This window comes from Streptomyces sp. XH2, from assembly GCF_049725035.1.
GTDB lineage: Bacteria > Actinomycetota > Actinomycetes > Streptomycetales > Streptomycetaceae > Streptomyces > Streptomyces roseoverticillatus.
The window spans coordinates 26,828-39,161 of the sequence record NZ_JBMMMZ010000020.1 but is presented as its reverse complement, the minus strand read 5'-3'; the positions used below and the strand labels follow the sequence as shown (position 1 = coordinate 39,161).

Annotated in this window: 11 protein-coding genes; 3 read left to right on the top strand and 8 right to left on the bottom strand. The window is 70.9% G+C overall.

What is annotated here, in order from left to right; genetic code table 11:
* Positions 1 to 26: 26 nt before the first annotated feature.
* From ACOTKD_RS33940 to ACOTKD_RS33920, 5 genes are all read right to left on the bottom strand, one after another.
* Positions 27 to 947 carry a hypothetical protein gene (locus ACOTKD_RS33940; protein ID WP_424892853.1) on the bottom strand — a complete coding sequence of 307 codons (921 nt, stop codon included), beginning with the start codon at positions 945 to 947 and terminating at the stop codon, positions 27 to 29.
* A gap of 146 nt (positions 948 to 1,093) precedes the next feature.
* Positions 1,094 to 2,371 (bottom strand): hypothetical protein, encoded by a 1,278-nt coding sequence (locus ACOTKD_RS33935; protein ID WP_424892852.1) that lies wholly within the window; start codon positions 2,369 to 2,371, stop codon positions 1,094 to 1,096.
* Entirely contained in the window at positions 2,353 to 3,090 is a 738-nt protein-coding gene (locus tag ACOTKD_RS33930) for an ABC transporter ATP-binding protein (RefSeq protein ID WP_424892851.1), read from the bottom strand. The genes ACOTKD_RS33935 and ACOTKD_RS33930 overlap by 19 nt, the downstream gene beginning before the upstream one ends.
* Before the next feature lie 653 nt (positions 3,091 to 3,743).
* Entirely contained in the window at positions 3,744 to 5,123 is a 1,380-nt protein-coding gene (locus ACOTKD_RS33925; protein ID WP_424892850.1) for an aspartate aminotransferase family protein, read from the bottom strand.
* Positions 5,108 to 5,611 carry an Lrp/AsnC family transcriptional regulator gene (locus tag ACOTKD_RS33920; protein ID WP_424892849.1) on the bottom strand — a complete coding sequence of 168 codons (504 nt, stop codon included), beginning with the start codon at positions 5,609 to 5,611 and terminating at the stop codon, positions 5,108 to 5,110. The genes ACOTKD_RS33925 and ACOTKD_RS33920 overlap by 16 nt, the downstream gene beginning before the upstream one ends.
* A 164-nt stretch (positions 5,612 to 5,775) precedes the next feature.
* Here ACOTKD_RS33920 and ACOTKD_RS33915 point away from each other — a divergent pair, with 164 nt between their 5' ends.
* Together ACOTKD_RS33915 and ACOTKD_RS33910 are read left to right on the top strand one after the other, a co-directional pair.
* Positions 5,776 to 7,227 (top strand): gamma-aminobutyraldehyde dehydrogenase, encoded by a 1,452-nt coding sequence (locus tag ACOTKD_RS33915; RefSeq protein ID WP_424892848.1) that lies wholly within the window; start codon positions 5,776 to 5,778, stop codon positions 7,225 to 7,227.
* Positions 7,228 to 7,656: 429 nt separating this feature from the next.
* Positions 7,657 to 8,844, top strand: coding sequence for a polyamine ABC transporter substrate-binding protein (locus tag ACOTKD_RS33910; RefSeq protein WP_424892847.1), 1,188 nt, complete (start codon positions 7,657 to 7,659; stop codon positions 8,842 to 8,844).
* Between the two features lie 59 nt (positions 8,845 to 8,903).
* Here ACOTKD_RS33910 and ACOTKD_RS33905 read toward each other — a convergent pair whose 3' ends face one another.
* Complete coding sequence (locus tag ACOTKD_RS33905) at positions 8,904 to 9,617, bottom strand: glycerophosphodiester phosphodiesterase (protein WP_424892846.1); 714 nt, start codon at positions 9,615 to 9,617, stop codon at positions 8,904 to 8,906.
* Positions 9,618 to 9,653: 36 nt separating this feature from the next.
* Positions 9,654 to 10,676, bottom strand: coding sequence for an adenosine deaminase (locus tag ACOTKD_RS33900; RefSeq protein WP_424892845.1), 1,023 nt, complete (start codon positions 10,674 to 10,676; stop codon positions 9,654 to 9,656).
* A 407-nt stretch (positions 10,677 to 11,083) separates the two neighbouring features.
* Here ACOTKD_RS33900 and ACOTKD_RS33895 point away from each other — a divergent pair, with 407 nt between their 5' ends.
* Positions 11,084 to 11,647, top strand: a complete 564-nt coding sequence (locus ACOTKD_RS33895; protein ID WP_424892844.1) for a DUF4190 domain-containing protein — start codon at positions 11,084 to 11,086, stop codon at positions 11,645 to 11,647.
* Here ACOTKD_RS33895 and ACOTKD_RS33890 read toward each other — a convergent pair.
* Entirely contained in the window at positions 11,599 to 12,219 is a 621-nt protein-coding gene (locus tag ACOTKD_RS33890; protein WP_424892912.1) for an NADAR family protein, read from the bottom strand. The genes ACOTKD_RS33895 and ACOTKD_RS33890 overlap by 49 nt on opposite strands.
* Positions 12,220 to 12,334: the final 115 nt, after the last annotated feature.

Below are 12,334 nucleotides of genomic sequence, written 5' to 3'. Positions count from 1 at the left end.
GGCGGCGGCCGGGGCCCTGACGACGGTCAGCGAACCGCCGAAGGCTGGAGCTCCTGTGGCTCGGGCTCGGCCACGGGTGTGTCCGGCTCGCCGAACCAGGCGACTGCGACAGCGCCCGCGACCGCCAGGACGAAGCCGAGGACAGCGACCCAGGCGAAGCCGGGGCGGGAGTTGTCGCCGAGCAGCAGGACGCCGATGATGCCCGGAAGAATGGTCTCGCCGACCACCAGTGCCGCCGTGGCGCCGTTGACCGAACCGATCTGCAGGGCCACCGTGTGCAGGTACATGCCGACCGCACCGGATATCAGGATCGCGTAGAGCGCCGGGTCGGCGATCAGCGCCGGAAGGTCGAACGGGTCGATCCCGTCCAGGATCCGGACGCCCACGCCGATCGCGCCGAAGCCGAGGCCGGACAGCAGACCGGCCAGGATCGCGGCGCGCGCACCGAGCAGACGGACGGCCACGGTGCCGCCGCCCATCAGCACGACCGAAATGATCAGCAGCCACCAGTGCGTGGACATCGGGGTGTCGCCGCCCCCCTCGTGGCCCGCGGCCGTCGCCAGCAGCACCAGAGCCGAGCAGACGACACCGATGGACGCCCACTCGGGCTTGGTCAGCCGGATGCCCAGGAGCTTGATGCTCAGCAGCGCGGTCACGACGAGGTTGGCGCTGATGACCGTCTGGGAGAGGAAGAGCGGCAGCATGCGGGCGGCGAGCGCGCCGAGCCCGAAGCCGAGGAAGTCGAGGACCGTACCGACCATGAACTCCCACGTCACCGCGGCCTTCGCGGTGGAGGACAGGCTCGGCCCACCGTGCTGGGTGGTACCCGTCGAAGAGGCCTTCGCGGCCTCCCGGCGGGCCGATTTCCGCGAGCCCACGGCTTGCAGGACCGAACCTGTGCCGTAACAGGCCGAGGCCGCGACAGCCGTCACAAGGCCGATGATCACCAATAGCTCCGTTCGCCGGATATCCGTCGTGCTCCTCAGCAGACGCTCAATCCGGCGACGAAGTTGCCTTCAGTCAAGAACTGGTCAAGAACTGTTGTGCTGCAGCCGCTTGGCGGGCCCGGACCGCGGGCCCGCCCCAGGCGCCTTCAGCGTGTCATCGGCAGTGCCACGAGCTCCGCGATCGCCCACGTGAGAGGCGTCAGGACGGCCAGCAGCACGCACGTACGCAAGACGGCCGCCCCACGGAGCATGGACGCGGGGATGCCGAGGCGCTGCAGGGCCGCCGTGGTGCCGGTCCGGTTCTGCCGGCTGTCCAGGGCCGCTGTGATGGCCGTAGCCGTGACACAGGCCATCACAAGCGCCGCGCCGAGGCCGGTGAGAGGGCCGAAGGGACGGGGCCCGGAGGAGTTCCATGCGGCGCCGTAGAGTTCGGCGGCGGCCAGAGCGCCTGAGGCGACCGCGCAGAGCACGCCGAGCGGCCGGCCGATCCGGGTGGCGGCGTCCTGCAGTATCCGACCGGCCAGCAGTCGTACCGCTCCGGGCCGCCCGGCGGCCAGGAGCACCCCGCACCAGTGGGTCAGCCCGGGGCCGGCCAGCACGAGCCCCAGGGAGGCCAGGAGCCAGCCCCCCAGCACGCCGGGAGAGGTGCCGTCCGCGCGTCCGGGCAGTGAGATCAGCTTGTTGGGATCGGGCGCCGGGCCATGGCCCACGTACGCCTCCAGGGCGAGCCCTACCGCGATGATCGCGACGCCCCACGGGAGGCCCGCGTAGGCGGGCCTGGGTACGGGGGCGGCAGGCGGGATCGGAGAAGCGTCGGCAGGCCCCTCGGCCGGCTCCGCGCCCTCCGCGCCCTCTGCGCCCTCCATGGGCTCCGTGGGGGCCTGATCGGCGGCTTGCTGCCTCATGGCCGCCGCCTCACGCCGCGGGTGCAGTGCAATGATGCAGGCTCCTGCTGCAAGCGCCGGCAGGAGGCCGAGCAGGGTCAGCGTCGCGCCCCACGGCAGGTGCACCTGCCCGTCCAGCAGCCGGCTCGCCGAACCGCTCAGCGGCCCACCGAGGTCGCCCCGGAGCTCCATGTACAGCAGAAGGGCGAACCCGCTGCCGAGCGTGCACGAGATCGCGGTGGACGCCGCCGCGAGCAGCGTGAGCTGCACGGGGCCGAGACCCGCGGCGTCCAGGCCGTCACGGGGGCGCGTGGCCGGGTCGCTGCGGGCCACCGCAAGCGCGAACTGCACCACTGCCGCGAGCGGCACCGCGCACCACACCAGCCGGACGAGCGACTGGCCCGTCGACTGCGGATGGGCCACCGCATAACCCAGGGTGCACAGCAGCAGGAAGCCCACACCCGCCGCGGCGGCCGCCACCAGCAGCCTGCGCAGCAGGACGAGCGGGTGCGCGCCGCGCGCTAGGCGGAGACTGAGCACGCCGCCCTGCCTTCTCCGTCAGGCGCGTCCAGCACCGGGAGCGCGGTGCCCCGGCGGCCGTCGACCAGGGAGACCGTACGGTCGGCCAAGGTGGCGATCTCGTCGTCCAGCGTGGCGATGACGACCGTGATGTGGTGCGAGCGCGCTGCCGTGGTCAGCGTGCGCAGCACCTGCGCACGGTCGGCGTTGTGCAGCGGAGCCGTCGGCTCGTCGGCGAACAGCACGGTGGGCTCGCTCGCCAGCGCCCGCGCGATGGCGATCCGCTGGCGCTGCGCCTGGAGCAGGGCGGCCGGCCGCTTGCGTTGGCAGTCGCCGACGTCGAGGCGCTCCAGCCACTCACCTGCCGTGCGCTTGGCGGCCCGGTGTCCGACACCGCGCATCAGCAGCGGCAGCGCTGTGTTCTCCCAGGCCGTCAGCTCCGGCACGAGGTGGGGCTTGCTGTCGATCCAGCCGAACCGCTCGCGTCGCAGCCGCTCTCGGGCGGCACGCGAGAGGGTGTGCACGGGGGCGCTGTTGAACCACACCTCGCCGGGGTCGGGAAGGATCTGCCCGGACAGGCATTTGAGGAGCGTGGTCTTGCCTGAGCCGCGTGGCCCGGTGATGGCGAGAATCTCTCCCTCGCGTACGCCGATGGAGACTCCCGCGAGCGCGGGGGAACCGCTGTGGGCGTAGTGCAGGCCGCGTGCCCAGAGCACGTCGTTGTCCGGCGGGGCCACCATATCGAGCACCTCGGGTCGCTGTAGGGTCCGTTCCCCTGTCCGGGGGAACGAACCGGAGGCCATTGGGTCACTGGCACCGTACGGAACCGGGATCCTAGCCTTTGCCCAGGCTCGGCGCTGGACGGCCCACTTTCCTCCGGTCGGCCTCATGCCCCAGGGGTCGCATATGAGTCGGAGCGCAAATGCGACGGAACCGTGCGACCGGATGTGCGGAGAGGCGTGGTGCGCGTGCGACGGGCGTGCGTCCCGCGTGCGACGAGTGTGTGGCGTGTGCGCCCTGGAACAGTACGGGCCCACCGGCGGCATGAGGCGCGGCATGGGGCCCGGCTGAAGCCCGCATGAGGCCCGGCTGAAACCCCGTATGAGGCCTGGCTGGGCCTGGCTGAGGCGTCGCATGAAGCCCGGCATGCGGCCGCGCATGAGGCCCCCCGCATGAGGCCCCCCGCATGAGGCCCCCCGCATGAGCCCCCCGCATGAGCCCCCCCCGCATGAGGCCCCGTGTGACTGGCATGGGGCGGCGTCGCGCGATGCCTGCGCCTCATGCCCGCCTGCAACGAAGCCGTGGCCCACGCGCGCATGACCTGGGGGGGGTCGCGCGGGGCCACGGCGGGAGGGGCGAACCGCGGGCGGCGCCGGCGGCTCGTCCTGGTCCGTCAGATCCTGGTCCAGGCCTCCGTGAGCACGCCGCGGACGATCTGCTCGATCTCGTCGAAGGTCGACTGGTCGGAAATCAGCGGCGGGGCGACCTGGATGACGGGGTCGCCGCGGTCGTCGGCACGGCAGTACAGGCCGTTCTCGAACAGCTTCTTGGACACGAAGCCGTAAAGCAGCCGTTCGCACTCCTCCGGCGTGAAGGACTCCTTGGTGGCCTTGTCCTTCACCAGCTCGATGCCGTAGAAGAAGCCGTTGCCGCGCACATCGCCGACGATGGGCAGGTCGTGCAGCTTCGACAGGGTCGCGTGGAAGGCCGCCTCGTTGTCGAGCACGTGCTGGTTGAGGCCCTCGCGCTCGAAGATGTCGAGGTTGGTGAGCGCGACCGCCGCCGATACAGGGTGGCCGCCGAAGGTGTAGCCGTGCAGGAAGGTGTTGCTGCCCTTGAAGAACGGCTCGGCGATCCGGTCGGAGACGACGGTGGCGCCGATGGGGGAGTAGCCGGACGTCATGCCCTTGGCGCACGTGATGATGTCCGGAACGTAGCCGAACTTGTCGCAAGCGAACATCGTGCCGAGGCGGCCGAAGGCGCAGATGACCTCGTCCGAGACGAGCAGCACGTTGTACGTATCACAGATCTCGCGCACCCGCTGGAAATAGCCGGGCGGGGGCGGGAAGCACCCGCCGGCGTTCTGCACCGGCTCCAGGAAGACTGCCGCGACCGTGTCGGCGCCCTCGAAGAGGATCTGCTGCTCGATCTGGTCGGCCGCCCAGCGGCCGAACGCCTCCGGGTCGTCACCGTGGACCGGGGCCCGGTAGATGTTGGTGTTGGGAACCTTGTACGCACCGGGGACGAGCGGCTCGAAAGGGGCCTTGAGCGCCGGCAGGCCTGTGATGGCCAGCGCCCCCTGGGGCGTGCCGTGGTAGGCGACGGCCCGGGATATGACCTTGTACTTCGTGGGGTTGCCGGTGAGCTTGTGGTACTGCTTCGCGAGCTTCCACGCGGTCTCCACGGCCTCGCCGCCACCGGTGGTGAAGAAGACCTTGTTGAGGTCGCCCGGCGCGTGGTGGGCGAGGCGCTCGGCGAGCTCGATCGCCTTGGGGTGCGCGTAGCTCCACACCGGGAAGAACGCCAGCTCCTGCGCCTGCTTGGCGGCCGCCTCGGCCAGCTCGGCCCGCCCGTGGCCCGCCTGGACCACGAACAGCCCCGCGAGGCCGTCCAGGTAGCGCTTGCCCTTGTCGTCGAAGATGTAGGTGCCCTCGCCGCGCACGATGGTCGGCACGGGGGCGTTCTCGTACGACGACATGCGGGTGAAGTGCATCCACAGGTGGTCGTACGCGGTCTGGGAGAGGTCCTTGCTCACGGCTATCGGGTTCCCCATGTGTAGGTCTGCTTGCGGAGCTTGAGGTAGACGAAGCTCTCGGTGGAGCGCACGCCCGGCAGGGTGCGGATGCGCTTGTTGATCGTTTCGAGGAGGTGATCGTCGTCCTCGCAGACGATCTCGATGAGGAGGTCGAAGGAGCCTGCGGTCACGACGACGTACTCGACCTCGTCCATCGCGGTCAGGGCGTCGGCGACCGGATCGAGGTCGCCCTCCACGTTGATGCCGACCATCGCCTGGCGCCGGAAGCCCACGGTGAGCGGGTCGGTGACTGCGACGATCTGCATCACGCCCTGGTCGAGCAGCTTCTGGACGCGCTGCCGGACGGCTGCCTCGGACAGCCCCACGGCCTTGCCGATCGCCGCATAGGGACGGCGGCCGTCTTCCTGGAGCTGCTCGATGATCGCCAGGGAGACGGCGTCGATGAGCGGCGTGCCGTGCACGTTCTTCGGGTCTGGACTACGAGTGGCCACATGTCCACTGTGCATGCGTCTCGTCCGTGTGGCAACCCTGGAGCGATGAAATTCGTTGCAAGATGGTGAGGGAATAACTGATTCCGTCGTTCATGGGTGTGAGGTATGTCGAAAACGCGGGCTCACTGACTAGGCTGACGGTCTCACCCAGTGGACATCTGACAGGAGGGGTGGCAGCCATGACCACCGAGCTGCGTCGTCTTCGCAATTTCATCGACGGGGAGTTCCGCGACGCCGCCGACGGACGGACCATCGAGGTGGTCAATCCGGCCACGGGCGAGGCCTACGCCACCGCTCCGCTGTCCGGTGCCGCGGATGTCGACGCCGCCATGGCGGCGGCCGAAGCGGCCTTCCCCGCGTGGCGCGACCTGGTGCCGGGCGAGCGCCAGAAGGTCCTGCTCAAGATCGCCGACGCCATCGAGGCGCGTGCCGAGGAGCTCATCGCCGCCGAGTCCGAGAACACCGGCAAGCCGCTGGCCCTCACGCGCAGCGAAGAGGTCCCCCCGATGGTGGACCAGATCCGCTTCTTCGCGGGCGCCGCGCGGATGCTGGAGGGCCGCTCCGCGGGCGAGTACATGGAGGGCCTGACCTCCATCATCCGCCGCGAGCCGATCGGCGTCTGCGCGCAGGTGGCACCGTGGAACTACCCGATGATGATGGCCGTGTGGAAGTTCGCCCCGGCGCTCGCCGCGGGCAACACGGTCGTCCTCAAGCCCTCCGACACCACGCCCGCCTCCACGGTGCTCATCGCCGAGATCATCGGCGGCGTGCTGGAGGAGCTCGGCCACCCGAAGGGCGTCTTCAACGTCATCTGCGGCGACCGGGAGACCGGCCGCCTCATGGTCGAGCACCCGGTGCCGGCCATGGCCTCGATCACCGGCTCCGTGCGGGCCGGCATGCAGGTCGCGGAGTCCGCCTCCAAGGACCTCAAGCGGGTCCACCTGGAGCTCGGCGGCAAGGCCCCCGTCGTCGTCTTCGACGACGCCGACATCGCCAAGGCCGTCGAGGACATCGCCGTCGCCGGCTACTTCAACGCCGGCCAGGACTGTACGGCCGCGACCCGCGTCCTCGTCCACGAGTCGATCCACGACGAGTTCGTCACCGCGCTCTCCAAGGCGGCCGCCGACACCAAGACGGGGCAGCCGGACGACGAGGACGTGCTCTACGGGCCCCTCAACAACGCCAACCAGCTCAAGCAGGTCGCCGGGTTCATCGAGCGGCTTCCCGGCCACGCCAAGCTCGAGACCGGCGGACACCGGGTCGGCGAGAAGGGCTACTTCTTCGCCCCGACCGTCGTCTCCGGCCTCAAGCAGGACGACGAGATCATCCAGCACGAGGTCTTCGGCCCCGTGATCACCGTCCAGTCGTTCGCGGACGAGGACCAGGCCGTCGCGTACGCCAACGGCGTCGAGTACGCGCTGGCCTCCTCGGTGTGGACGAAGGACCACGGCCGCGCCATGCGGATGTCCAAGAAGCTCGACTTCGGCTGCGTGTGGATCAACACGCACATCCCGCTGGTCGCCGAGATGCCCCATGGAGGCTTCAAGAAGTCCGGCTACGGCAAGGACCTCTCGGCCTACGGCTTCGAGGACTACACGCGCGTCAAGCACGTCATGACGTCGCTGGACTGACGAGGCCGGGTCGGCCCCGCCTCATGCGAGAGGCGGGGCCCGCTTCATGCGCTGGGCAGGCTTGCCTCATGCGGCAGAACGCCTGCCCCGTGAGGCGGGTCGAGCCGCCTCGTGGCGTGGACGCCCCCGCTTCATGCCGGGCGCGCCTGCCCGCCTCATGCGGCAGCCAGGCCACTGCGCCTCATGCCGCACGGCCGGTGGCCCCACGCCCTACGAACTGTGGGGCCCCAGGCCCGCCGGCCCCGGGCGCTGCCCCATGCCGCCACAGTGGCCCGCACCGGACGCTCGTTCCGGTGCGGGCCGCCGCGTGTCCGGCGCCGGTATCATCGACGGCCGGCCGTTCCCGGCCGTCAGGGTGTCGGGAAGTGCGGTCGCCTCCCGGACAGGCCGTACATTGTCCGCGAAGATCCGACCCACCATGCTGCCGGAATGCGAGAGAAGCCAGTGAAGCCCCTGTCCCGCCGGACCCTGCTGCGCGCGCTGGGCGCCGGCGCCGGGGCCGCCGCACTCGCCGGCTGCGGCGTGCCCGCCGCCTACGTCAAACCGGCCGACAGGGCCGCCGAGGACCGGTCCGGCAGCGACAAGCGCCTCGTGTTCGCCAACTGGCCGCTCTACATCGACGTGGACGAGAACGACCCGCAGAAGCGCCCCACGCTCGACGCGTTCGAGAAGCAGAGCGGCATATCGGTGAAGTACACCGAGGAGATCAACGACAACGACGAGTTCTTCGGCAAGGTCAGCCCAGCCCTGATGAACCATCAGGAGACCGGGAGGGACCTGATCGTCGTCAGTGACTGGATGGCATCCCGCTACGTTCGCCTGGGCTGGGTCCAGGGGATGGACCGCTCCCGTCAGCCGAACGTCGACCGCCACCTCGACCCGCTGCTGCGCAAGCCCTCCTTCGACCCCGGCCGGCTGCACACCGTCCCCTGGCAGTCCGGCATCACGGGCATCGCGTACAACCGCAAGAAGCTCGGCCGGGAGATCCGCCACACCTCCGATCTGTGGAAGGACGACCTGCGTGGCCGGGTCACGCTGCTCGCGGGCCTGGACGAGGCGTACTCGCTGCTCATGCAGGGCAACGGCGCCGACGTCACTCGCTGGACCGCCGACGACTTCCACACCATGACCGACCAGTTGCGAGGCCTCGTGCGCAAGCGGCACATCCGCCGCTTCACGGGCAACGACTACATCAAGGACCTCTCGTCCGGTGATGTCCTGGCCTGCCAGGCGTACTCCGGCGACATCATCCAGCTCCAGGCCGACAACCCCGACATCGAGTTCGTCGTCCCGGAGGAGGGTGCCGAGCTGTGGGCCGAGAGCCTCATGGTGCCCAACCTCGCCCGCCACAAGCACAGCGCCGAGGCGCTCGTCGACTACTACTACCGGCCGGAGGTCGCCGCAGAGCTTGCCGCCGCGGTCAACTACGTCTGCCCCGTGCCTGCCGCGCGCGACGTCCTGGCCTCGTCCTCTGACAAGGAACAGGCGGAGCTTGCCGAGAACCCGCTCATCTTCCCCAGCGACGACATGCGCAAACGCCTGGCGACGGCGCGCGACATGACCGCACGGGAGCGGCCCGCCTTCACCAAGGAGTGGAACGAGATCGTCGGCCTCTAGCCCCGCCTCATGCGGGAGCCGCCGCTGCCTGCCCCGTGCGCCCCGCTCCGCCGCACCCCTCAGCCCTGGAGCAGCGACTGCAGTGTTCCGACCCGGTTCGTGGTGATCGCGTCGACGCCCGCCGCCAGCAACCGCCGCATCGTGAACCGGGTGTCCGCGGTCCAGGCCGACACCAGCAGCCCGTCGGAGTGGTTGCGGGCCACGAGCTCGGGGCTCACCAGGCCGAACCGGTAGTTCAGCCAGCGCGGAGCGACCGCGGCGAGCAGCGCACGGCGCGGCGGCATCAGCGTCGTCCACGTCAGAGCGGTCTCCGCGGACGCGTCCGCGCGGCGCACCGCCAGCATCGACGCCGCTCCGCCGCAGTAGTACACGCGCCCGGTGGCCCCGCTCGCGTGTACTTCGGCGACGGCCGCCTCGGCGGCCGACGCGTCCGGCAGGTCGATGAACAGCCGCGGCCCCGAGTGCCCCGCGCCGAGCTGCAGGGCCTCACGCAGGGTGGGCACCCTGCCTCCGGTCAGCTCCCGCAGTTCGTCCGCCGAGAGCGAGTCCAGGACCCGCGTGAGGCCCCACAGGCGCTCCAGCGTCGCGTCGTGCAGCAGCACGGGCACACCGTCGCGCGTGAGGCGGACGTCGACCTCCACTGCCCCCGCCCCGGCCTCCAGCGCCGAACGGATCGAGGGGAGGGTGTTCTCCCGGAACCGGTACGGATCGCCGCGGTGGGCGACAGCGGTCACGGCGCGGGCACCCACGGCGGGGGAGTTCGGGCTGGACATGCTGCTCATTGTCCCTGCGGCGTGCGCCTGCGGCCGTCAGCCCCGCCAGGCGGCCGTGTACGCGTCGATCTCGGCCCGGAGCGCGGCCTTGCCCGCCGAGTCCATGAACGAGGCCTCCACGGCGTTCTTGGCGAGATCGGCAACGCCGGCCGCGTCGAGCTCCAGGAGGCGCGCGGCGACCCCGTACTCGCGGTTGAGGTCGGTGCCGAACATGGGCGGGTCGTCGCTGTTGACCGTCACCAGGACGCCGGCGGCCACCATCTCCTTGATGGGGTGCTGCTCCAGGTCGGTCACCGCGCGGGTGGCGAGGTTGGACGTCGGGCAGACCTCCAGCGGGATGCGGTGCTCGGCCAGGTGGGCCAGCAGGTCCGGGTCCTGCGGGGCGCTCGTGCCGTGACCGATCCGCTCGGCGCGCAGGTCGACCAGGGCGTCCCAGATGGTCTGCGGGCCCGTCGTCTCACCGGCATGGGGCACGCTGTGCAGCCCCGCGGCGATGGCCCGGTCGAAGAACGGCTTGAACTGCGGCCTGGGCACCCCGATCTCCGGCCCGCCCAGCCCGAAGGAGACGAGCCCCTCAGGCTTCAGCTCACAGGCGATCCGTGCGGTCTCCTCCGCGGCTTCCAGCCCCGCCTCGCCCGGGATGTCGAAGCACCAGCGCAGCACGACGCCCAGCTCCGCCTCGGCCGCCTTGCGGGCGTCCTCGATGGCCTCCACGAAGGCCGCGTCGGGAATGCCGCGCCGGGTCGAGCTGTAGGGAGTGACGGTCAGTTCGGCGTAGCGGATGTTCTGCCGCGCCATGTCGCGCGCGACCTCGTACGTCAGGAGCCGCACGTCCTCCGCGTCGCGGATCAGGTCGACCACCGAGAGGTAGACCTCGATGAAGTGGGCGAAGTCGCGGAAGGTGAAGAAGTCGGCCAGCGCCTCGGGGTCCGTCGGCACGGGCGAGTCCGGGTGGCGGGCGGCCAGTTCGGAGACGATGCGCGGGGACGCCGACCCGACGTGGTGCACATGGAGCTCCGCCTTCGGGAGCCCGGCGATGAACGAGTCGAGTACGGACATGCGTGCCTCCATGGCGCGGTCGGACGGAGCCGGTCGACGGGTGCCGTTCATCGTATGCGGGACGTGCGCGACCGTTGTGCTCAGGCCTTAGCATGACGGAGTATCGACTGGGGAGGGCTATGTCCGACAAGGCCACCGGGGCCGACGAGCAGCCGGAGCCGCGGAACTCCGATCCCTGGGCTCCGCCGCAGCGGCGGATACCCCTTGAGAAGCCCGGTGCGCGGCCGGTATCCGGGCAGCATGCCGGTGGCGCCCCGGCGCCTCATGCCGCCGGACCGCTGCGGCCCCATGCAGTGCCCGATGCAGTGCCCGCGCCTCATGCCGTCGTCCCGCCTCATGCGGCACCGGCCGAGCCCCATGCGGCCCCGCTGCCACCCCCCACCCCGGCCCCGGGCCCCGTCCCGCCCGTGCCCCTCGCACCGACCGGCCCCGGCACCCCCAGCGCGTACCACGGAAGCCCGTACGACCAGACGCTCTACGGACCGCCCGGCCGCCCTTCCGCAGCCCCGGGCCCTCCCCTTTACGGCATGCAGGCGCCGCCGTACGGTCAGAGCCCCTACGGCCCCGGCGCGTACCAGCCCGGCTCGTACGGCTATCCGGCCGCACCGTTCTACGTGCCACCCGTGCCCAGCAACGGCATGGGGCTGGCGGCCCTCGTGCTCGGCATCGTCGGCACCGTGCTCGCCCCCACGGTCGTCCTGGGAGTGGTGCTCGGCGTCCTGGCGATCGTCTTCGGCGCGGTGGGGCGCGTCAAGGCGCGCAAGGGAGAGGCCACGAACCCCGGGCAAGCGCTCGCCGGCCTGATTCTCGGGGGCGTGGGGCTCGTCGCCACCGCCCTGATGGTCATCGTGTACATCAACATCGACGTCGACGACAGCGACGGTCCGGCGCCCGACGACGACCCCGGGGCGACCTACGGCGCCTACCTGTCGGCCCCCGTGCTGATCGTGGACCGCCCGGCCAGCCGCTGACGCGCCTCCATCAGCGCGAAACCCAGGAGGTTGTCGCCCTGCCAGCGGGCCGGTTCCCCGGCCCGTTCGTCGTCCGCGGCGAGCCCGATGCCCCAGACCCGGTCGAGCGGGCTGGCCTCCACCAGCACCCGGTGCCCCGTGCCCAGCAGATAGGCGCTCAGTGCCGCGTCCTGCGCGAACTTGTGGACGCTGCCCTCCACCACCAGCTCGAAGCGGTGGCGCCGCCACGTCTCCTCGTCGAACCCGCGTACCTTGCGCCCCGCATCCTTCGCCTGCTTCGGGTGCGAGGCCGCGATCGCTTCGGCTTCCGCCTCCGCGTCACCGAAGAGCCGTGCCTTTCCGGCCATCATCCAGTGCTCGGCGGTCGCGTAGACGGTGCCGTCCACGGTGAACGGCGAAGGCCACCACTGGCTGAAGCAGCTCGCGCCGATGCGCCCGTCACGCTGCGGCTGATGCCCCCAGAAACAGACGTACTTGAAGCGCTCCCCACGGGCGACAGCCGCCGTCAACTCCGCCACCGAACGCGGACCGTCCGCGTGGCGCGCCTCGCGCCGCCCCGTATGCCGCTCCATGCGCTCGTGCTCCTGCTGGTCCCCGTTGATCTTCATGCCTGCCGTTCTGCAGCTCCTGCGGGCACCTGAACTCGGCTGACCGTGCCCGACCGTTCCCCATAGCATTGCCGGACGC